Here is a 22,341-nt window from a genome sequence, read left to right on the forward strand (position 1 = left end):
CGCCGGCGTACACAGGGCCGTCGAGACGTTCCCACGGGAACTCCGCCGGCCAACGCGTACGCCCTACAGCACGCCGTCGCGGTGCAGGGCCCAGCGGATCGGGTCCAGGCACCGGAACGAGGCGATGCCACGGTCGTGCAACTGTTCGCCGTCGGTGGGGGCACCGAGCGCGGACACCGTGAAGAAGCGGTGGTCCAAGGTACGCCCGGAGTTCGGCCGTTCCACGGCCGTCACCAGGTTGGTGGCGCCCAGCCGCTGCAAGAGGCTACGCACCTCGGCATGGAGCAGCGCCGCATCCTCGAGGTCGAAGCTGGTCTGCTGGGCGCCCGGGTCCCGCATGAACGCCGCGCCCATGTTGGACATGATTCGCGACAGCCCGGTCCCCTCGACCTTCCGCAACGCCTGCATGGTGTCGAACTTGCTCAGCACCACCGCCAGCCGCGGGCGGCCGGCGCCAATCAACAGGTTGAGGTTGTTGAGCACCACCGCCGGGTCGCCGCCCTCGTGAAGCTGGGCCGGGATCAGGTCCTGCAGCTGGTCGCGTACTTCGCTGACCCGGGTCGGGTCGAACATGAACAGCACGGCCGACGCGTTCGCGAAGAACCGCAGGTGGTGGTGCTGTTCGACCTGACCCTCCAGATCCTCACCGGCGACATCACGGAACACCAGGAAGCGGCGTTGCCCACCGACCACGCCCAGCGACAGGATGATCGGGTCGCGCTGGTAGGAGTCAGCCAGGTTGGCGCGCGGAGTCGGCGGGATGATGCCGCGGGTCTCGTACAGCGGCCGTTCATAGACCGTGTGATAGGTCTCCCGCGACGCCGAGTTCACGAACGACAGCGTCGTGCCCATCGCCTGCGCCAACAGCTCCAACTGCTTGATGACCACACCGATGTAAATGCTCTTGCCGGTGGCACGCGCCCCAGCCAGCGCAAAACAGGTCGCTGTCCCCTCGCGCCACTGCCCCGGCAGGATGTAGTGGCAGATCGGACAGCATTCCCGGGTCGGCCCGCCGCACCGCTGACACTGCACATTGGCCGGCGGCCGCCATCCCGGTACGCCGCGGGGCGCGTTCGCGATCACCGTCGGGCGCCACGTCGTCGGCGCCCCGTGAAACAGGCTGCCCTGTTCGTCGGGGACCGCATCGCACCGACCCGAGTCGCACTGGAAGGCGTACCGCTCCGGGCTGAGGAAGTTGAAGCAATGGGGACAGCGCGTCATCGGTTGGCCACCCCGGCCTCGGCCAGCCCGAGTTGCGCGGCCCGTTCATCGGTCAACACCCGCCGCAGCAACGGCAGCACCGCCACCCGCAGACTGTTGGGGTCGGCCAACAGCTGTTCCCGGATCAGTTCGGCAGCCGGGCTCTCGGCCTGGCCGACCTGCTCGGGAGTCAGGTCGCACCACAGCGGCGATGCCCCCGGCAGCCGATGCTCCATCACCTGCCAGGTCGAGGGGCGTACGGCCACCATCGGGTGCACCTCGGGCGGGGTCGCAGCGACGAGCCCGTCGGTGAGCATCACCCAGACCTGGCCTGCTGCCGAGCTGACCAGATGGGAGGGGTCGAAACCGCTGCTGTCCTCGGCACCGGTGACCTGTTCGGTGACGGCAGCGATCGGGTCGTCCCCACCGGCAACGGACCGATCGGTGCTGCCGGCGTACACCTGCGGCGTCTCGTCCGGCGCGTACACCCGCCCCACACCAACCAGGATCTCGGTCGCCACCGCGGCAGCGCCGACGCTCAGCGGCAGGTGCATGGAGGCGGAGGTGTCGATGAGCAACGCCAGCGAGCCCTGCTCGGCCGGCGGCAGCGCCTCAGCGCCCAGCACCGAACGACACAGGTCACGGGCGGCGGTCGCCAGCGGCGACAACGGGGCTTCGACCCGGCGACCCTGCGCAGTGATCGCGACCCGGCTGCCCTCGCTGCGGATCACCACCAGCTCGCGGCGTCGCAGGCCGGACACGTCGACTCCGGAGAGCACGGCCCGCTCCGGGTCGACCTCGCCGCGGACGTCGCTGCCGATGGTGACCGTCAGTCGGGAGCCGGCACCGAATTCGTCGGCGCCCAGCGGCACCACGGCCACCTCGACGTCGTCGTCGATCCGCGGCAGCACCAAGGTCCCGGCCGCGGGCAGGATTGCCTGTTCGGCGGGCTGTCCGGCCACGGTCGCGCGCAACTCACAGGGCGCACCCTGCACCCGCAGCGTCAACGGTCGCGCCGGCAGCCGGGTGGTGTTGCCACCATCGAGTACGTAAGTCGGCATCAGCGACTCCTCTCTGTCCCACGTCCCCACACGTTGGTGATCCGGTCAGCGATGCCGACCTTGGGTCGGTTCTTGCGGACCCAGCCCTTGAGGAACTTCTCCACTCCCCGCTGCCCGCCAGCCCGGCTGCGCGGGGTGTCGACCTCGTCGGCGAGCCGGCCCGACATGGCGATCAGGTCGGTGCCGAAGTCCTCGCCCTTGCGCTGCGGGACCTCGCCCTGCCACCCCAACTCGACCACCAAGGCGGTGGGCAGCGTACGCCGGGTGTGCCGGCGGTCCTCACCGACGACCTGCATCGCCCGCCCGAACCGACCCAACACGTCGTCCTCGGCGGCGGCCGGCGAATCGGGTTCGGTACGCAACAACCAGGTCGCCACCGCGGGGATCTCGGTGCCGTGGCGACGGCACCACCGCACCAGATCGGACAGGTCGCTCGCCGACACGTCGGCCTCGGCCACCAACCCGAACCAGGAGGTCGGCACGTCCTCACCGGCCAGCAAGGCCAGGGTGAGCAGCAGGCCGTACTGGGTCGCCACCCCGGGCTCCATCGCCTGTTCCGGGTCGCTGGTCTGCTCGGCGGCCCCGGCCAATGCCCGCGCCAGCTCAGCAGCCTGATCGGCCCGGGTGTGCTGCAACCAGCCCTGTCGGGCGACATGCTCCCGGGCCCGGACCGCGCCACCCAGCGGCGTCGATGCGAGCACCTGACACAACGGCGCCAGTGCACTGTCGAAAGGGGATCCGAGCAGCGACCGGGCCGCCCACGGCATCGGTACGCCGGGCCCGAACCGCCGCAACAAGGTCGCGACCCGGTCCGCGGGCCAGTCCGGTTCGACCAACAGGTCAGCAAGGTGACTCTGCGGATCAGGCGCTGGCTGGCGATTCTGTTCCCGGTGTTCCAGCGCGGACCAGACCGCGATGAACCGTGCCGACGCCATCACGCGCTCGTCGGGGACCGGCTGGCGTACCCGCTGCCAGGCCAACTCGGCGGCCAGCGGCGGCATCCGGCCGTCCCGGTCGGCCCCGGTGAGGATGAGCGGATCCGGGGTGCCAGGGTCGGCGACCGGGGTGACCCAACTCAGCACCGCCGGCGGGATCCGGGTGCCGGGCGCGGCGGCCCCGAGGGGACGGTGCGCCAGCATCCCCCACAGCCAGGACCGGGCCGCCTGGTGCAGCTGACCGTCGAGAGACGCGACCAGCCGTTCGCCGGTGGATCCGTCCATGAGGATCGGGATGATCACCCGCTCACACATCTGGGTGCTGAGCCGGTTGACCTGCTCGTCGTGGGCCAGACCCAACAGCAGCACCAATTCCAACGTCCGTACGCCGCAGCGCGCCAGCCGCAGCTGGGCGGCGTCGCCGGCGGGCCCCGGGACTGCCACCGCGGCCGGGTCGGGCAGCGCCATCAGCGCGTCGGCCGCGATCGACAGCAACGGATCGTCGGCGTCGGGTTCCTCGGGGGCGCCGATGCTGGGCAGTTTCGACGTGCCGCTCTCGCCCAGCCAGTTCGGGTCCCGTAGCGCCAGTTCGGCGTACTGCCGACCCAACAGCTCCGAGACCACCCAACCGCTGCCCGATTCGGCCTCGGCGACCGCCTGCCAGGCGGCGGCGACGTCGTCGCCGGTGTCCTCCCGCAGGTGTTGCGCGGTCAGTGCCCACAGTTCGGCCTCGTCGCGCAGGTGCGCCGGGGTGGACCGCCGCATGATCCGGCGTGCCTCGGTGACCACATCGGGGTCCAAGCCCTGGGCGACCAACATCGCGACCGGCCAGTCCGGTTCCAGGCCAATGTCGCCGACCCGTGCCGCCAGCGCGTCGATCTGCCCGATCACGCCGGGCACCTCGTCGGGGTCGGCGAACAACTCAGCGATGATCGCGGACCATTCGGTCACCACGATCTCGTCGCCGTGATCGGTGCGGTGCGGCTGCCCGTCGAGGTCGCCGAGCTGGACCGGTTCCTCAGCGTCGATGACGACCACCGACCGGTCCCGCGCCAGGGCATCCAGGTCCCCGGGCGGCACACAGGCCAGATGGACGCCGCGACGCCAGGCCTCGGCCAAGGTGGTGTGGCGTTCGGAGGTCGAGAACGAAAACCGGCGTGCGGCACCGGCCGACATGCACCACTGCACCGCGGCAATCCAGGCGGCAGCCTCGTCGGTGTCAGCGGCGGCCAGCACCACCCGCTGGCCACCGGCCAACGCTGCCGCGCAGGCGTCCAACACTGCGGCCAGGGTGCCGATTCGGGTGGTGCGGGGCTCGAAGAGGAAGTCGGCGATGTTCTCGGGCGTGAACGGCCCGGGCGCGGGCGGGTCGACGCTGGTCAGCGTCGCGGCCACCACATTGTCGGGGCCGTACGGCGCCAACCAGCCCGAGCTGCGCCAACGCTGGATTGGCCGGATCGGGTCGGCGGCCTGCTCCGGGGCCCGGTCGGTGATGACGTGGGCAAAGACATTGCCGGGGCGACCGGAAGCGTCGATGCCGGCGGGGACGGCATGCCAGTACGCCATCGCGCCGTCCTGACCGGGGGCGTACAGCAGCCGCCGCGGCAGTTGGCTGATCTGCTCGGCGGTCGGAAACCGCGGCAGTTCGACGCCGGAGTCGAACTGGGTCGAGACCCGGGACCGCAGAAACTCGATCTCGCCGGGCGCCAGACCGCCGGTGGTGTCCTTGACCTGCCAGCCGCCCGGCTGGTCACCCCGGTCGAAGGAGGTGTAGGTCAGTTGACCCCAGCGCTGCGCCGGGGCCGCGGCAGCGGAACTGGCCGAGGAGGCCGAGCCGGGCTGCCCAGCACCGTACTGACCCGCACCGTACTGATTTGCGCTGGGCTGACCCGCGCCGTACGGATTCGCGCTGGGCTGACCCGCGCCATAGGGAGGCGCACCGTACCCGCCAAGTGCTGGCGCGGCACTGCCGCTTTCTCTCTGGCCGATACGCATCATCGGCGAGGTGCTGCTGCCCGGATCCCAGTTGCCCGACTGCGGCAGAACCGGATCCGAATGGTGGCCAGCAGGGTCGGGGTGGTCGAGCGCGGGCCCACCAGCATGTGACCCACCAGCAGATCCGGCGCCGCCCGCACCGCTGTCCGGCGTGGCGAAATCCGGATGCGCCGGCTCGAAGTCGCCGTGCATCTCATATGCCCCGTGCCCTGCCTCGAACCCGGGCTGGCCCGGCTGACTCATGCCCGGCCTCCCAACATCAGCGCTCGCAGCGGCGGATCCAGCAGGGCGACGGCTGCCTGGTGCTCCGGGCGTACGTCGATGAAGACCCGCAGATAGCCCGAGCTGAAGCGGGACAGGTCCGCATACCAGGGCTGGGACCAGGCCGTCGTGAGGCCGTTGAGCGGGGAGAACCGGGCCCGGGGCTGCTGGTCACCGCCAGCGACCACTGACACCGGGGTGCCGTCGTTGGCGTCGAGTGGCAGCCGCCCCGGGTTGTGGACCAGCACCATCGGCGGCGCCGACCGATTGTCGCGTTCGGCGCGGACCCGCACCTCGGCGGTACTGCCCTGCAGTTGGATGCCGTACCAGATGCGCAGCAGGCCCGGGTAGTTCACCGTGGTGATCCGGCCCTCGACCCGCTCCCCGGCCGCGAACGAGACCGGCAACAGGTGCAGGTCGCAGCCGCGACCGTCCAGCTGTTCGGTGAAGTGCAACCCACCCAGGCGCTGGTACGCCTCCGCGGAGATCTCGGCCAGCGGCGGGCCCTCGAGCACATCGTCAATCGCCTCGCCGGGCACCGAACTGTAGACCTGCACGGTCGCGGCGCCGTCGGGCCAGGCCATCGTCAACACCTGAGAGGTGACCCGCTCATAGACCTCGGCGTCGGTGACGGCGCGGGTGCGCACCTGCGGCAACGTACGCCCGACCCGGGCCTTGCCGTCCAGCACCGTCACCGGGGTGAAGTAGGTCCGCACCCATTCCCGGGGCCAGGGCACCTCGCGCATCATCGTGCTGCCCTCGTCGCCGGCGCTGATCGGGTGCGCCAGCCGATCCTCAGTGCGCAGCTTCATCTGGGGCAGCTGTTCCTCGCTCACCGTCTCCGCATCGGCACCGGGCAACGGCCCTGACGCGGTCCGGTAGATGTAGACCCGGCCCGCCGGCGGCGCGGTCCAGCGCAGGTCAAACCGCGGCCGTTGCTCGTCGTCGCTGAGGGTGCAGGTCAGGTCCGTGACCGGATCCAGCACCGCGGTGACGTTGACCGGCACCGACGTCGGCGAGGACAACTGCGCGACACCGTCGACATCGGCCTCGGCCAGCAACTGATAGATGTAGCGCCGACCGGTCTCGGCGTCCTCGTCGACGAAGCCGCCCAGGTTGGCCTCGTCGGGCAGGATCCGATAGCTCGGGTCACCGGCCGCGGCCTGGGCACGCTCGGCCGGCACCCGATAAACCTGCACCTTGCGGGCGCCAGGATGCACCGACCACTGGCCGATCACTCGGCCCTCATCCTCGCGGATGTCGACATTCTGAGGCCGGGCCACCATCGGCAGCTTGGCGTGCAGCTTCGGCTGCGCAAACAGGGCGTCGGTCCGGTCCGTGCCGACGTTGACCCAGACCTGGTAGTGCCGCACCGCCGAGCTGAACTCGCGCCGGTCCTGGGCGTTGGTGTTGGTGGTCACGGCCACCACATCGGAGGCATCCGGCGAGTAGGGGACGTGGTCGTCGTCGGCGATCAGCCGATAGACCACGAAGCTCTCGGGGTCGTCGGGCTGGTACGCCGGCCAGCGCAGCTGTTGGCCACCATCACGCAGCGACGAACTCCGCATCCCGCCGGGCTCACCGACCGGTTCGGAGAAGTCGGTCTGGGCAAAGTCGGACAGCAGTTGCAGCATCGCCTCGGTGTGGTGCCAGGCGACCTCGATCCGGTCACCCTCATCCAGCGGGCCGGGGTCCGGCGTACGCTCCGGCTCCGCCTGGCGCTGCTCGGGCTGACCCGACGGCTGGGCCGATGAGCCCTGGCCGGACGGGATGCTGCCGTGCTGTGCCGGGTCGGCGGAACCGGTCTGGCCGCCGCTCGGCTTGGCGCCACCGGCACCACCGGTCAAGCCGGCGATCAGGTCGGCGATGGTGCCGGCGTGGTCCTTCGCCGAGGCCGGCAACAGCCCGGCGATCTCCTCGGGCGTACGCGCGTCGGCGTTGGCGACCTGCCGCAGATGCCGGTCCTTGACCTGGCTGGCATCGGAATCCTGCCGCCAGGCCCGCAGCCGGGTCAGCACCCGGTCGGCCAAGGGGGCCGAGTCGGGCTGCAGGTCCGTCGGCGCCGGGGCCGGGTTGTCGGGGTGGGGTTCGGCCGCCGACTGGGGCTGCGCGGGGCCGGCGCCGCCCTCGGTGCCGGCGTCGGGCTGGATCGCCGCCGAGGTGGCCGCCGAGGTCGAGGAATGCGGGCCGATCGCCGACGACTGCGGATTGGGGGCCACCGCCGACTGCGGCGACAGGCCCTGCCCGGCGTTGGCCGGTGCCCAGCCGCCGGGCCGGGCCGGCTGCTGGGAGGCACTGGGCTGTGACATCGCGCTGGGTTGCGACATCGCGCTGGGCTGGAAACCGGGCTGGTTGGGCTGCTGCGTGACCGGCTGGCCCGGCCGGGCCGGCTGTTGCATCCCGACCGGCGGCTGCCCCGGCAGCGGTTGCCCCGGCACGGGCTGGCCCTGCGGCGGCGGGAACTGCCCGCGCCGCTGCGGCTGGCCGGGCGCCTGCGGCTGGCCGGCTCGCGGCTTGCCCCGCAGCACCTGCGGCAGCGGATCGGGGTGGCCCGAGTCCGACAGCCACATCAACTGGTTGAGCACCGGACGCCACCGCATGATCAGCGGTCCGTTGGCGCCGGGCGGGAAGCCCCGGCTGTTGGCGACCAGGGTCAGCGTCTGGTCATCGGGCACCGGCAGGCCACGGACCCGAGCGTCCTGGGCCCACTGCAACAACACTGCGCGGCGACGTTGTGCCTGATTCATCATCGGGGTGCCGCCTCAGAAGACCAGGCCGTCGGGCATCGCGGTCCCGGCCGGCGGTCCGTCATCGGTCTGCGCGGCGCCCGGCGTACCGGTCGCGGCCTGGGAATCGGCCGCGGACGCACCGGACTGCTCCCAGGTGGTCTGTGCCGGCGCACTGGCCGGCTCGGCCTGCCAGGAGCTGTCCGCCCAAGAGGCGGCCGCGGTTTGCTCGGGCTCCTCGGTGTGGGTCAGGTCGATCTCGTAGCTGGGGAAGGCATCACCCAACTCGACCAGCACGGCGCGCCGGGACAGGCCCTCGGCGCGGACCTGGGGCCACCGCTGGCGTACGGTCGCCCGCCCTGACATCCGAGCGTCACGATTGAGCACCCGGGCGTCCAGATCACCCGAGGCGGGCGGCTGCTCGTCACCGATGCCACGCCAGAACTTCGCCGCCGGCACGGTGTCGCCGTCGGCGGTGCGGACCTGACCGATCAGTTCCTCGCGCAGCTGATGGGAGTTGGGGTCGGTGAGGCGCCGCATCACGTAGTCCCACAGCTCGTCGCCGCCGGTCCGGGAGACCCCTTCGGCCTCCAGCACATCGGCCCACCGGGTCAGGAAAGATTCCTGTACGCCGGCCCGCTGCAGCCACATCCGGCGCGGGTCCTCGGAGATCTCGTACGCATCGGGTCCCAGTCGGCGCCCGGCATCGGCCAGCATCGACTCCCACGGCCGGCTCAACCAGCCGGCTCCGAAGGTCTCGCGGCGCAGCAAGGAGACCACCTTGGCGATCGCGGCCGGCTCGGCCTGGGCAGCGCCGAGGGCCACATTGCGCGGCAGCCCAGCCGACAGCTGGTCCACCGACTCGGGTGGCGGCACCGGCGGCCCAAAGGGGCGGTGCGCGAGCACGCCCAGGGCACGGGTCCACTCCAGGAACTGGCCGTACGCCTCGGTCTGGCGCCGCAGGTCACGCATCGCGGTGCGCAGGTTGCGTTGGTCGGCCTCGGACTGGGAAACGGCGACCTTGCGCCGGTTGATGTCACGGAAGAGTTCCCGCTGCCCCATCACGAAGAGCACGAAGGAACCGATCAGCCACACCAGGAAGCTGATTCCGATGGTGATGCCACTGGTGGACCATTCCCACCACTGCTGCCAGCCGCCGACCAGCATCAGCGCGACCACGACCAGGAAGACGATGAAGAGCACCCGCATCCACAGCGCGATCGACTTCTGTCGCGCGGCGCTGCCGGAATCGACCTGTTCGGCCTGGGCGGCCTGTTGCACCCGCTGCATCAGACCGCGCACCTCGTCGGCGGTCCGCATCAGCTGCTGGGCGATCATCCCGCCCATCCGGGAGGCATAGGACTGTTGGCCGCGAGCCTCCCAGGCGTCCAATTCCTGCAGCGTCGAGTCGACGTCGCGGGCCAGATTGGGCCGGCCGGACACGTGGTGCAGCCGCTGCCGCAGCGTGTGGGTGCCGAGCGGATCGGCGGCGCGCACCTTGGTGATGCCGACGGCGCTGGCGACCCGCGGCGGGATCTTGTCGAAGCCGCTGGCCGGCACCAGATCGGTCATCCGACGCAGCACACCGCGTTCGTTGCCGACCTGGATCGGGGCAATGTTGTGGGAGCGGTCACCGGCATCGACCAAGGTCAGACCACATTCGATGTAGTCCCGCCAGACCGCCGAGAAGTCACCGGTCACCTCGTGCTGACGCGGCGTACCGTCCGAATCCAAGGCATCGCCCAGGGTGGCGCTGGCGCGGGCCAACTGCTGCCAGTCGGCGTTGCCGCCGGCCAGTTCACCCTTCGCGACGACGTTGTACGCCGACGGGTCGGATCCGAAGACGACCGAGTGGACGCCGCGGGCAGCCGCCGAGGAGACGTTGCCGACCACCATCGAATACCACTTCATCGGCGCCAACGTGATGGAGGCCCAGATGAAGCCGAAGAGCATCGTGATGGCCTTCCACATGCCCACGTTGTCGGCCTCCACGGCCGCGGGCTGCACCCGTTGGCCCCGGAAGGTCGAGGCGTGCTTGCGCAGCACCGCCGCGGCCATGTCATTGGTGGCCATCTGGGTGTCGTCGATGTAGACCGCAGGCCGGCCGTGCTGGTTGGGCAGCGGCACCTCATCACGCAGTTCAGTGATCTCGTTGCGCACCGTGGCCTGGATCCCGCTCGCGTCGAGGTCGCGGTAATAGCCACGCATCAGGCGTACGTTCTGGCCGTACGGCGCCGGCGCGTCGTCCAGCGGACCCTCGTCGATCCCCTGCCACAGGCCCGTCAGACCGGCCAGCGCAGCCGCGGCGTACGGGGCGATTTCGTGGGGGTCCACGCTGGGCGGCAGCGGGCTGTGGCCGGCGCCCGGGCCGGGCGAATCCTCCGGCGACAACAGCACGTTGTGCCAGCCCTCCCGCACCAGGTCGACCCGGCCCTGACCGCTGCCGGGGCGGGTGACGATGGCGCGGATCAACTCCACCTTCGGGACCGCACCAGTCCCCAGGATGGCTTGGTGAACGCCGTGTTCGGCAGCGGCCGACAGCCCCGGCGCCTCCCCGATCGCGGGCACCAGGACACACAACCGCGCCCGGTCGTAGCGCTGCGAGGTGAGCACCTGCTGGATGTTGCCGCCCCACCGCTGCCCGTCGGCGACGTAGCTGACCGGGAAATCCTGTCCGCGTACGCCACTGGGGTCGAGCACGACCATCGGCGACAGCAGACCTGCCGCCGACCAGTCGACGAGGGTTTCGGTCACAGCATCCAACGGGCCCGGAGGCACCACCACCACGACGAGTGCGGTCATCTCAGAAGATTCCTCCCTCGGGGATCTGAATCGTGTTCTGCTGCACCTGGCCCGGCGCCGGCGCCGCCGCCTGCTCCGGAGCGGTCGCCCGCGACGCCGCCTCATCGACCATCGCGGTCAACTCGCCGGTGGCCCAGAAGACGTCCGGGGCGAGGTCGCGGAAGATCGGCGACTGGGCGGCGACGGAACGGTCTTTGACCTGTGAGAAGGCGCCGCCACCGGGTGCCCCGTCCTGACCGGGCGCCATGAAGTGGGTGCCGGCCAGGTCGTGGATGGTGGCGAGGAACTTCTTGGCGGCCTCGGCACGTTCCTCGACGGTCGTCGCCTCGGTCGCACCGGGGACCCGCGACAGCGCACCCGAACCGATGTCGCCGTCGCGCAGCCAGTCCTCCAGCAGCTTCTTGCCGCTGCGCTCGACGATGCCGGCGGCAGGCCCCAGCTGGCTGGAGTCGAAGACACTGCGCAGCGCGTGATAGGGCGCCAGCGAGGCCATCGGCGGGTTGTCGTGGCTGCGGGCGTACGCCAGCAGGATCGACTCCATCACCGCGGGCAGCCAGTCATAGCTCGCCTTGAACCGCTCCGGCGGAGTCAGCAGCGGATTCGGGAAGGCGTACCACTCCCGCTCGGTGCTGCTGAAGACCTCCACCGGCTTGGTGTAGGGCGATTCGGGCAGGCGCAGCGCACCGACCAGCTGGGCCAGGAACCAGCCCGCCACCATCGCGCGACGTTCCGGCTCGGCCATCGGCAACGCGGCCTGCAGAGGCCGGGCGCGGCGGTGGGTCCAGAAGGCTTCCCGGCCCGCCGGCGAGGTGGTCGCCCACTGCTCGGCGACCGGGCGCAGCACCGAGTCGAAACAGATCGGCGCATAGAGCGGGTAGGAGCCGAAGACGTCCAGCCGGCGTACGTGGTCGGAGTCGTTGATGGAGCGCTGGAAGTTGTCCCGGGTGGAGGTGTCGATCTGCGGGTTGTTGACGATCACCCGGTCCAGTTCGTCGGCCACCGGCAGGTCCGCGAACGGGGCCGCGGAGAACTTGTAGCGATATTCGACCGAGTGGCCGCCGTGCAGCAGCTGCACCGCCGCATCGTTGGCGGAGCTGAGCGGCAACGCCAACGTCAGCGTCTCGGTGAACTTCTTCAGGATGTCGCTGACCCGGCCCTGACGTTCGGACTCGGCGGCGCCGACGCCCCGGACGTAGTCGCGCAGCGACACCGAGCAGAACCGTTCGAAGCTCTCCTCCGGCCGTGCCACGAAGAGGCGGGCCCGTTCCAACACCTCGGCGGGACGGGCATGGACGTCAAACTTGGCGCGGCTCGGCACGATCGATTCGCCGTTGCCCGGATGGGTCGGGAAGACCCGCGACTGCCAGCCGGTGGTGATCTCGATCAGGCCGCCGGGCGGCTGCATGCCACCGGTGGTCTCCCACTGCCCCACGATGACACGGCGGGCGACCGCATTGCGGGCCGGCGGGAAGCCGGGCGACTGGGTCTCGACCGCGGCCTGGATGTCGGCGACGTACTGCGGCAGGAACTCCCGCGAGGAGGTCAGCAGCACCTCGTTGTTGGCCTCGTCGAACCGCTCCGGCGCCTTCATGTCCTCATCGGAGGGCCAGGCGGTGTACTGGTCGGTGGCGAGCCGGGCCAGACCGTCGTGGCGGACCGCCGCCGCCCGAGCCTGCTCCAGGATCCGTCGCTGCTCGTTGATCGCGTCCAGCAGCGGCGTGATGACGTCGGTCGAGTAGGACCGCAGCACCTCCACCAGCATCCGCGAGGCCTTGGCGTACACGTGGTTGCGCAGGTTGTCGCGCAGCCCGTCGCTGATCTGGCCGACGATCTGCGCGCCGCCCACGATCTTGCCGCGGGTGCCCGACAGGGTCGCCTGAACGTTGCCGGGCAGCGCGGTGATGTCGCTCTGGTCGTGCCGGCTGAGCTCCTGCGCGGCCGGGATGATGGTCTCCTTGGCGTGCGCATCGACCCGCTGCAGCAGCGCCGCCGCGTAGGACAGACCCAGCGTCGAGATCGCCTGTTCAGTGGCAGCGAGGGTGTTGTTCAGCAGTTGCTGGTGCCAGTCGAAGGCCCAGCCGTACGCCATCCGCTCGGCCTCCTCCGAGACCGCGCCGCGGCGGGCATTGAGCACACCGGACAGGATCGGCATCCATTGGCTGGACTCGTGGCCGTCGGGCGGCGGCAACTGGCTGATCACCTGGCGGGTGACGATGCCGTTGGCGTTCTGGTCGACGACGCTGCGCGGCATCGCCTGTCCCATCAGCCAGCGGGCCACCTCGACCGAGTTCTGCGCGGAGCCGTTGTAGAGCCCCATCTGGGCGCAGGCCTGGGCAAACTGGGACTGCACCAGCGCCTTGACCTGTTCGGTGCCCGAGGCGGTGTTGCCCTCCTGCAGGTGGCCATCCAACATCCGGTCCACCGAGGTCCGGGCGATCCGCTGGGCCGAGTATTCGGCGTACCGGTCCCGCCCCATCGACAGCGACGCGAAGCCGAACGAACCCCACGGCAGCGGATCCATCTGGGCGCCCCAACCGAGGTAACGCGAGTCGGGCGGGACCGAGCCGGTGTTGCCGAGGTCGTAGGAGACGAACTGGCTGGTGGCCTGCTCCGACATGATCATGCCGGCCAGGCCGCGGGCCAGGCCGCGATAGATCGCCTTGGGCGAGCCGTCGCCAAACATCGTGCGCTGGGAGCCGACGAAGCGGCCCACCGGGAAGACCCGGGCGAACGGAATCTCGGCACCGGCGCCGGCGGACTGCCCCAGCGCCTTGAGCAGGTGGGTGTCGTGTTCCCGGGAGGTGCCGGTCTGGGCGGCGACGATCTCGCCGAGCATGGCCAGCGCGTTGGAGCGTACGCCGCTGCGGGCGGACTCGGGCAGCGAGTCGAAGATGTCGGCCGAGACCATGAACACGGCCATCAGCTTGGGATCCAGGCCGGTGATGAGGGTGAGGATCCGGCAAACGTCGAGGGCCATCGAGGCGCCGGCGCCGCCGGCCATCGAGGAGACCACCAGCACGATCGGAACGTCCTGGGGGCTGTAGCCGCTGCGGGTCTGGCGAGCGGTGGCTTCCATCTCGGAATGGGTCTCGACCCGATGCAGGTCGTCCCAGGCCGACTGGAGTCCGCCTCGAAGCGTGTCGGCGCGGCTCAGCGAAATCATCCGTCCGACGGCGCGGTACTGGCCCGCACCGACCGAGATCGGCGTGGAGACTGCGGCCGGGTTGCGCGGTGCCCAGGTGGCAATGTCGCCGAGTGCGTCGTTGGGGGCCAGCTTGCGGGACAGGGCGTGGTCCAAGTCGGCGTACGACCCGGCCTTGGGGCCCAGACCGAGATAGCGGCCGCCCTGCTGTTCGACGTTCCCGATCCCGTCCGGGCCCGGTTCCTCACCGCTGGGCACATCGAGGTGCACGAACTGCCAGCCGGCAGGCAACTTCTGGACCTGGTTTGCCGCTAGGTCCGAACGGAGCTGGTCCATGATGTACGCGAGCGTGGCGCCGCCTGAGCCGCCGCAGCCCACCACAAGGAATCGCCTCATTGTGCCGTGCTCTCCTATCCGTTCCTGCGTGTCGGAGACCGGCTGAGCCGGCCCCGTCCCTCACCTCTCCGGCAGCCTATCCAAACGGGGAGCCGCTGCCCCCGAACGGACCCCCGGAAGATCCGGTTTGCTGCTGAGGAGGTTGTCCCTGTTGCGGGGGCGGTCCCTGCTGCGGCGGCCCCTGCTGCTGCGGCGGCCCGACGCTGAAGCCGCCGCCACCGCCACCGCCGAACGGGTCGTCGGAGAAGGGAGCCGGGCCGCCACCGGGTCCGCCGGATCCACCGGGGCCGCCGAACGGCTGGTCCTGACCGCCGCCCGAGCTGGGCCCGGGCGCGATGCCGGCCAGGTTGCTGATCGCATTCGGTGCCTTGGTCGCGAGGTCGTTGAAGAGTTCCTCACGCTGCTCGGGGGTGGAGTTGCCCGCCACCAACACCACTGCCATCGCCTGATCGGCCGGCATACCGGGCTGGCGCAGCAACGCCCAGGTGTTGTGGACCGCCAGCGGCAGCCGCGCGTGTTGCTCCTTGCCGTGCGGCGTCGGGTATTCACTGGACACGCCCACGGCGGAACCGCTGACTGCCTCGACCCAGCCCATCCCGAACGGCGAGCCGCCGGTCTTGGCGAGCAGGTCGATGTCTCCAAAGCTGAGCTTGCGGGCACCGCCGGAGGTGATCGGCACCATCTGGGTGAAGTCGCCCTCCCGGATGCCGACCTCGGCGCCGTCGCGCAGGGTCTGGCCGTGCTCGACCTGGACCAGGAAGCGCGTCACCAGCAGCGGGTTGTCCGGAATCTTCGCCGTCGCAAACTTGGTGAGATAGAGCAGCCCGATCGGGATGCCCGGGCCCAGGATCAGCGCCACGATCAGCGCCACCACGAAGTTGACCTGGTTCAGCGGCTGGTAGAGGTCAGCGGTGTAATCCACCGTGACCGTGTGGGCCCGGCTGAGATCCTCCAGCGGGGCGACCGTGACGGTGAAGTCACCGTTGACGCCGCCGTTGCCCGCCTGCTCGCTGACCAGCCGCAACGGCAGTTCGGCGGTCTGGCCCTCCTCGATCTTCAGGCAGGTCTCTGCGCTGTTGTTCGGTGACTCGAGCCGAAGGTCGGTGACCTCTTCGGGCGCGGCGCGGACCCTCATCGGCGGTTCGGCGCCGAGCCAGACACAGCCCGGCCCCTCCACCGGCAGCACCGCGCTGAGGTCCACCGGGCCCTCGACCGAACCGAAGTTGACCTGGCCGGTGGTGACGTTCGGGAAGCCCAACGGCGGCTGCACCGAGAACGGGATGTCGACCCGCTGCGGCGCCAGTTCGGTGCCGGGGATCTGTTCACCGGCCTGGTTGGTGGTGCCGGCGGTGGTGATGCTCAGATTCAGCTGCAGGGTGTACGCCCCCGGCGCCAGGTCGTCGCTCTCCAGCAGCACCGGCTGGCTCATCTCGTTCTTGTCCAGACCGGTGGCGAGCTCCTGTTCGACGCCGTCGGGACCGTAGATCGAGACGTCCAAGGTGGCCTGGCCGAGCAGTTCGGTCGGGTCGATCTCGGTGCCGGCGGAGTTGGTCAGCGTGAACTCGAGCTCGGCATTCTCCTCGGCGCGAATCACCGGACGGTTGTCGTCGGGCCAGCGCGGGAAGATGTCGGCGTACACGTGCAGGCTGGTGCGCGACTCCGCGTCGGCCGGGGCATCGGGGGCAACGAAGACCACCTGCCACTGGCCGGTCCAGGAGTCCGCGCCGTTCTGGTCGGCGTTGATCGCGACCGTCTTGTCGGTGTGCCAGGTGTAGTTGACCGCGACTCCGTCGATGTCGAGGTCATTCGGTTCGCCGAGCTGCCCCTTGTCGAGCTTGGTCTCCAGACCGCTCGGGGACACCAGGTAGACGTCGGCCGGGATGTCAGCCTGGGCGAGGATCGAGACACCGCTGACCGACGCGTCCAACACGAACGAGTGCGCGCCCTCGGGGCAGACGGTGCCCTCGCAGACGTCGCCGGTCTGCTGGCCACCCTCCGAGCCGCCCGGGGCATAGTCGTTGAACGCCCACAGCAGCGAGTCGATGTCGGAGGCGAGCGTGAACTCACCGGGCGAGGGTTCCTGCACCTCGCCGCAGGGGCCGTTGGGGCCCTGGCCGGTGGCAACGCCCTGCATCAGCGCGAAGTTGTCGGCGCCGGCCTCGGCCGAGGTCAGACCAACCGCCAGGATCACCGCGGGTGAGAGCCGGATCTGGTCGGCGAGGCCGCCGGGACGACACATCGACTCGGCGGCCCGGTCGCGGGCCCGTTGCCGGTCCGCGTCGTTGTTGAGCGGATTCTCCGGGTCGTAGGGCCGGTCGATCGGGTTGGAGTCCTCGTCGGGGGCCTTGTCGATGTCAAGGGCGCCGTCGGAGAAGAAGACGATCGACTGGCAGTTGGTGGGCCGGTTCTGCTTGCGGGCCGCCAGGTCGCGGCGGGCACCTTCCAGGCCGAGCCAGTAGTCGGTGCCGCGGCCGGTGTCTCGGCTGGCGTACTCATCGATCCGGTTGAGGACCTGGTCCTGGCTGGAGGGGTTGAGCTGGACCCAGTCACCACTGGGCGACTCGTAACGGTTCGCGAAGCCGGCCAGGTTGACGGTGAGATCAACCCCGGCGCGTTCAGCGAAGCTGGCCAGGCTGGTCAGCAACAGTCGGCCGGCCTGGACGCGGGCCGCGTCGGCGTCAGAGGACTGCAGGCTGGCCGAGGTGTCGATGAGGATCAGCAGGTCGCCCCGCTGTTCGTTGGCCATGCAGGCGGTGAGGCGCTCGACGGCACCGTCCTCCTCCTGGGCCTGGGCCGGCGCCGCGCCGCCCAAGCCGAGGCCGGCGGCGAGCGCCATGATCAGGCCTGCCAGCACGGCCAAGCGCGCCAACGGGCGTACCGGGGTTGTCATCACAGCCTCCCGGCCCACTCGGCGATGCGCCAGGCCGGCGCGAGGATGCACAGCAGGCACACCACGACGGTGACCCAGTAGAGCGGTTGCACGAAACCGGGCGAGGCGTACAGGCCGGACGCCCGGGCCTTGCTGTCGCCGCGGACGTAGAGCCCGATCATGCCGATCGCGACCGGTCCAGCGAGTGCCCAGCAGATGAAGGCCACTGCGATGTGACCGAAGATCAGTGCCACCACGCCGGCGGCCAGGCCCAGCCCGAGCGCAATCAGCAGCATCCAGAACGGCGGCGCGGCTGCCACCAGGGCAGGGCGGGAGGTGGACATCATCGCCGCGGCGCCGCCCCCGGAGACCGCGGGGCCGCCGAAGGGATCGTTGCCGTTGTTGCCGGCGAAGGGGTCGTTGGCGAAGGATGGCTGAGGGCCCTGCTGTCCCTGCGGGCCGCCACCGAAGCCGCCACCCTGCGGGCTGCCGAAACCGCCCTGCTGCGGGGGCTGCTGGGCATCGGCGAACGGGTCGGTGCCGCCACCGAAGGGCTGGCCCTGCCCGGAGGACGGCTGCCCACCCTGACGTGACCCGGACCCCTGCCCGTAGCCGGAAAAGTCGAATGGATCGCTCATCGGACCCTCCAGTCGTTCCCCATCACGGGGTCAACTGTAGGGGGAGGTCGGTCAGATCGGGAGGAATCCCGGCGGGGGCGCTCCCCTGCTGAGCCGATCCTGGGCCGCGTCGTACCGACAGAAAACCCGCCGCTGGGGCGGGGTTTTCGTACGCCACCGACCGTGGCGCTCAGGTGTTGAACTTGTTCTGGGCCGCCGCCAAGCCCTCGGTGATGAGCACCGTCAGTGCCGCGGCAGCCGATTCGAGCGCCTCGGCGAGTTGGTCCTGTTCGCTGCGGTTGAACTTGCTCAGCACCCAGGACGGGCCGGCCTTGCCGCCCGGCGGCCGACCGATCCCGAGGCGTACGCGATGGAAGTCGCCGGTCTTGAGGTGGGCGCGGATCGACCGCAGGCCGTTGTGGCCGTTGTCCCCGCCGCCTTGCTTGAGGCGGAGCCGGCCAAGGTCCAGATCGAGTTCATCGTGGACGACGACGACCTGCTCGGCCGGGATGGAATGAAACCGGGCGATCGCGCCGACGGCCTGCCCCGACTCGTTCATGAAGGTGGTGGGGCGGGCCAGAATCACCTTGGTCGATTCACCCTTGTCACTGACGACCAGCCGGGCCGTCATCGCCTGGAACTTCGACGTGGACCAGGTCTGGCCGGCCGATTCGGCGATCAGCTCGACGACATCGAAACCGACGTTGTGTCGGGTGTTCTGGTAGGTCGGGCCCGGATTACCGAGCCCGACCACCAGCCAGGGCGCCTGGTCAGCGCGTTGCGCCACCTCGACCTCCTGTGATGTACGCGGGGGTGAGGATCAGTCCTCGGAATCGCCCTTGGAGCCGGACGCCTCGCCGCCGTTGTCGGCCTCGGGCTCGTCGCGCTCGATGCCGGCCTCGGCCTCAGCCTCGGCGAGCTCCTCCTCCAGCTGGTCCGCGGTCGGAGCAGCGTTGACGGCGACGATCAGGTCGTCGTCCTCACCCTGATAGACGGTGTCCGCGGGCAGCTTCAGGTCGGCAGCCTTGATCTGGTCGCCGACGTTCAGGCCCTCGACGGAGACCTCGATGCTCTCGGGAATCGCGATGACGGGCACCTCGACGCTGATCTCGTTGCGGTCGACCGACACCAGGGCCTCGGGCTCGGCCTCGCCAACAAAGGACAGCGTGACGTCGACGACAACCTTCTCGTCGCGACGCACGATGATGAAGTCGACGTGCTCCAGGAAGCCAGTGATCGGGTCACGCTGGACCTGCTTGGGCAACGCCAAGGTCTTGTTGCCGCCCTCGACGGTGACCTCGACCAAGGCGTTGGAGTTGCGCAGCGCCAGCTGGGTCTCGTGGCCGGGCAGCGTGATGTGCAGCGGCTCGGTGCCATGGCCGTAGACGACGGCGGGCACCTTGTCGTCGCGACGGATGCGGCGGGCAGCGCCCTTGCCGAATTCGGTGCGCTGGGTGGCAGGAAGCTGGATGATGTCAACGGCCATGGGAGGCTCCTCGGATCTGTGGGCCCTGGTGGGCCTTGACGGGACGGCGGCGGCCAGCAAGGAAACAAGGGACCTTCACAGAAGGTGGCCTTCGTCGATCACGGACCCTTGGGGTCCCTCGCCGGGCAACCCGGGCACTCTACCGCAGCGCTTGCTCGCCGCTCAAGCCCCGGATCCGGCGTACGGGTGCCGCCGCTGCGTGCAGAAACGACGGCAACTCGGCCCGATCTGCAGCGGAGAAGCAGACTGGGCGAAGTTACCGTCGTTATCGCACAGACGGAGGCCGTACGCCGGCGGCGCGGACCGGCTTGAAGCCCGGCCCGCGGCCCGGATGGGGCGGTGTGCCGGGCGCCGGCGCGCCCCGGGCTCAGGCCTGGCCGTCGAAGAGGCTGGTGACCGAACCGTCCTCGAAGACCTCGGTGATCGCGCGGGCGATCAGCGGCGCGATCGACAAGGTGGTGAGCTTGTCGATCTGGTGATCCTCGGGGATCGGCAGGGTGTTGGTGACGATCACCTCGGCGAAAGCCGAGTCATTCAGCCGCTGGACCGCGGGGCCGGACAGCACCGCGTGGGTGGTGGCCGCAATGACCTTCGAGGCGCCGCGGGCCTTCAGCGCGTCGGCGGCCTGGCAGATTGTCCCGGCGGTGTCGATCATGTCGTCGACCAGCAGGCAGACCTTGCCGTCGACCTCACCGACAACCTCGTGCACGGCGACCTGATTGGCGGTGTTGGGATCACGACGCTTGTGGATGATCGCCAGCGGTGCGCCGAGCCGGTCGGTCCACATGTCGGCCAGTCGCACCCGGCCTGCGTCGGGCGAGACCACCACGATCTCCTCGCCGGCGTACTTCTCCTTGACGTAGTCCGACAGCACCGGCAGCGACCAGAGGTGGTCAACCGGGCCGTCGAAGAAGCCCTGGATCTGGGCGGCGTGCAGGTCGACCGACATGATTCGGTGCGCGCCGGCGGCCTTGAAGAGGTCGGCCATCAGCCGGGCGGAGATGGGCTCGCGGCCCAGGTGCTTCTTGTCCTGCCGGGCGTAGGGATAGAACGGTGCGACCACGGTGATCCGCTTGGCGGAGGCGCGCTTGAGCGCGTCAACCATGATCAGCTGCTCCATCACCCATTCGTTCACCGGCGCCACGTGGGACTGGATCACGAAGGCATCGCTGCCGCGCACCGACTCCTCGAACCGGACATAGATTTCGGAGTTGGCGTAGGTGACCTTGCGCGTGGGGACCAACTCGACGCCCATCAGCTCAGCGACTTCCTCGGCCAACTCGGGATAGGCCCGCCCCGAAAACAGCATCAACTGCTTGTCGTTGGGCCGCTTGACTCCGCTCACTGATCCTCCTCGCGGGCGGCGCTGCTCGCGTCGTCCTGCTGTGCTGTCGACTGTTGAGGGGTGCCCGGGGCCTGGTCCCGCGCCACCCGACCGGTCACTGTATCGGGCCGGTTGCGCTCGACCCAGTCGGGAATGTTGCGCTGCCGGGCGCGGCCGATCGCCAACTCCCCCGCCCCGACCGCGTCGGTGATCGCCGAACCGCCGGCGACGAAGCTGCCGCCGGCGATCTCCAGGGGTGCCACCAGAGTGGAGTTCGACCCCACGAAGGCCCCCTCCCCCACGGTGGTGCGGTGCTTGGAAACCCCGTCGTAGTTGGCGAAGATCACCCCGGCACCAATGTTGACGCCGGCGCCGATGGCCGCATCGCCGACGTAGGACTGGTGGGGCACCTTGGCGCCGTCACCAATCTGGGAGTTCTTGGTCTCCACGAAGGTGCCGACCTTGGCCTGGCTGCCCAGTTGGCTGCCGGGCCGCAGATAGGCGTACGGCCCCACCTCGGCGCCGTCGCCGATCTCCGACAGCAGCACGTGGCTGCGAACGATCCGGCAGTCCCGTCCCACGCCCGCGTCGGTGAGCGTCACCTCGGGGCCGATCACGCTGCCCGCCCCGATCGAGGTCGCGCCCTCGAGATGGGTGTTCGGCAGCAGCGTGACGTCCTCCTCCAGCGTCACCGACTCGTGGATCCAGGTGGTGGCCGGATCGAGGATCGTGACGCCCTCACGCATCCAGTGGTGGCACAGCCGCCGATTCTGCTCGGCGTTCATCCGCGCCAGCTGGGCCCGGTCGTTGACGCCTTCGGTCTGCCACAGGTCGGTGGTGGTGTACGCCCCGACGCGGTTTCCCCGCTCCCGCGCGATGCCGAGCACATCGGTGAGATAGAGCTCCCCCTGGGCGTTGTTGGTGTCCAGATGTGACAACCCCTCGCGCAGCGCCACCGCGTCGAAGAGCAGGATCCCGGAGTTGATCTCGTTGATCAGCAGCTGCTCCTCGTCGGCGTCCTTGTGCTCGACGATGCCCTGGACGTGACCGGCCTCATCCCGCAGGATCCGGCCATACCCAGTCGGATCGGGGACCTGGGCGGTCAGCACGGTGACCTGGTCGCCGTACTGGCGGTGCTGGCTCAGCATCGCCTCCAGCGTGTGGCTGCTCAGCAGGGGCACATCGGCGTACGTGACGATCACCTCGCCGGAGAGCTCGCCGAGCTGTTCGAGTGCGACCGCGACGGCGTGGCCGGTGCCGCGCTGTTCAGCCTGGAAGGCGGTTTCGATGGCGAAGGGCAACGCAGCGAGGTGTTCTTCGACCTGTTCGCGGCGGTGCCCGACAACCACGACCGTACGCTGCGGGCCGAGTCCCTCGACCGCGTCCAGCGCCCGGTCCAACATGGTCCGGCCACAGACTTCGTGGAGCACCTTGGAACGACTCGACTTCATGCGGGTGCCGCCGCCGGCGGCCAGCACCACTGCTGCTGCGACCCCTGGATTGTCGTTGTCCACCACGTAACTCCTC

General features: G+C 70.0%; 12 protein-coding genes. All 12 read right to left on the bottom strand.

Annotated features, from left to right (window positions below):
• Window positions 1–63: 63 nt before the first annotated feature.
• The gene (locus tag CGZ91_RS02245; protein ID WP_094449563.1) at window positions 64–1,221 is read right to left on the bottom strand and encodes a hypothetical protein; all 1,158 of its coding nucleotides are present in this window, start codon (window positions 1,219–1,221) and stop codon (window positions 64–66) included.
• The gene (locus CGZ91_RS02250) at window positions 1,218–2,261 is read right to left on the bottom strand and encodes a hypothetical protein (RefSeq protein ID WP_094452325.1); all 1,044 of its coding nucleotides are present in this window, start codon (window positions 2,259–2,261) and stop codon (window positions 1,218–1,220) included. The genes CGZ91_RS02245 and CGZ91_RS02250 overlap by 4 nt, the downstream gene beginning before the upstream one ends.
• Entirely contained in the window at window positions 2,261–5,434 is a 3,174-nt protein-coding gene (locus CGZ91_RS02255; protein ID WP_144008463.1) for a GAP1-N2 domain-containing protein, read from the bottom strand. Before CGZ91_RS02255 ends, CGZ91_RS02250 begins: the two co-directional genes overlap by 1 nt.
• Window positions 5,431–8,199: a hypothetical protein gene (locus tag CGZ91_RS02260; protein ID WP_144008464.1), complete on the bottom strand. Its 2,769-nt coding sequence runs from the start codon at window positions 8,197–8,199 to the stop codon at window positions 5,431–5,433. The genes CGZ91_RS02255 and CGZ91_RS02260 overlap by 4 nt, the downstream gene beginning before the upstream one ends.
• 15 nt (window positions 8,200–8,214) lie before the next feature.
• The gene (locus tag CGZ91_RS02265) at window positions 8,215–10,980 is read right to left on the bottom strand and encodes a hypothetical protein (protein WP_094452328.1); all 2,766 of its coding nucleotides are present in this window, start codon (window positions 10,978–10,980) and stop codon (window positions 8,215–8,217) included.
• A gap of 1 nt (window position 10,981) precedes the next feature.
• On the bottom strand, window positions 10,982–14,518 hold the full coding sequence (locus CGZ91_RS02270) for a tubulin-like doman-containing protein (protein WP_094452329.1): 3,537 nt from the start codon (window positions 14,516–14,518) through the stop codon (window positions 10,982–10,984).
• Window positions 14,519–14,594: 76 nt separating this feature from the next.
• Window positions 14,595–17,408: a vWA domain-containing protein gene (locus CGZ91_RS02275; RefSeq protein ID WP_094452330.1), complete on the bottom strand. Its 2,814-nt coding sequence runs from the start codon at window positions 17,406–17,408 to the stop codon at window positions 14,595–14,597.
• Complete coding sequence (locus tag CGZ91_RS02280; protein WP_094452331.1) at window positions 17,408–18,025, bottom strand: hypothetical protein; 618 nt, start codon at window positions 18,023–18,025, stop codon at window positions 17,408–17,410. Before CGZ91_RS02280 ends, CGZ91_RS02275 begins: the two co-directional genes overlap by 1 nt.
• A gap of 169 nt (window positions 18,026–18,194) precedes the next feature.
• Entirely contained in the window at window positions 18,195–18,791 is a 597-nt protein-coding gene (gene pth, locus CGZ91_RS02285; protein WP_094452332.1) for an aminoacyl-tRNA hydrolase, read from the bottom strand.
• 33 nt (window positions 18,792–18,824) lie between these two features.
• On the bottom strand, window positions 18,825–19,490 hold the full coding sequence (locus CGZ91_RS02290) for a 50S ribosomal protein L25/general stress protein Ctc (RefSeq protein ID WP_094452333.1): 666 nt from the start codon (window positions 19,488–19,490) through the stop codon (window positions 18,825–18,827).
• Window positions 19,491–19,857: 367 nt separating this feature from the next.
• Window positions 19,858–20,835: a ribose-phosphate diphosphokinase gene (locus CGZ91_RS02295; protein ID WP_094449553.1), complete on the bottom strand. Its 978-nt coding sequence runs from the start codon at window positions 20,833–20,835 to the stop codon at window positions 19,858–19,860.
• Window positions 20,832–22,328 carry a bifunctional UDP-N-acetylglucosamine diphosphorylase/glucosamine-1-phosphate N-acetyltransferase GlmU gene (gene glmU / locus CGZ91_RS02300; RefSeq protein ID WP_229116364.1) on the bottom strand — a complete coding sequence of 499 codons (1,497 nt, stop codon included), beginning with the start codon at window positions 22,326–22,328 and terminating at the stop codon, window positions 20,832–20,834. The genes CGZ91_RS02295 and glmU overlap by 4 nt, the downstream gene beginning before the upstream one ends.
• Window positions 22,329–22,341 lie beyond the last annotated feature (13 nt).

The organism is Parenemella sanctibonifatiensis (assembly GCF_002250565.1).
GTDB classification, from domain to species: Bacteria; Actinomycetota; Actinomycetes; order Propionibacteriales; family Propionibacteriaceae; genus Parenemella; species Parenemella sanctibonifatiensis.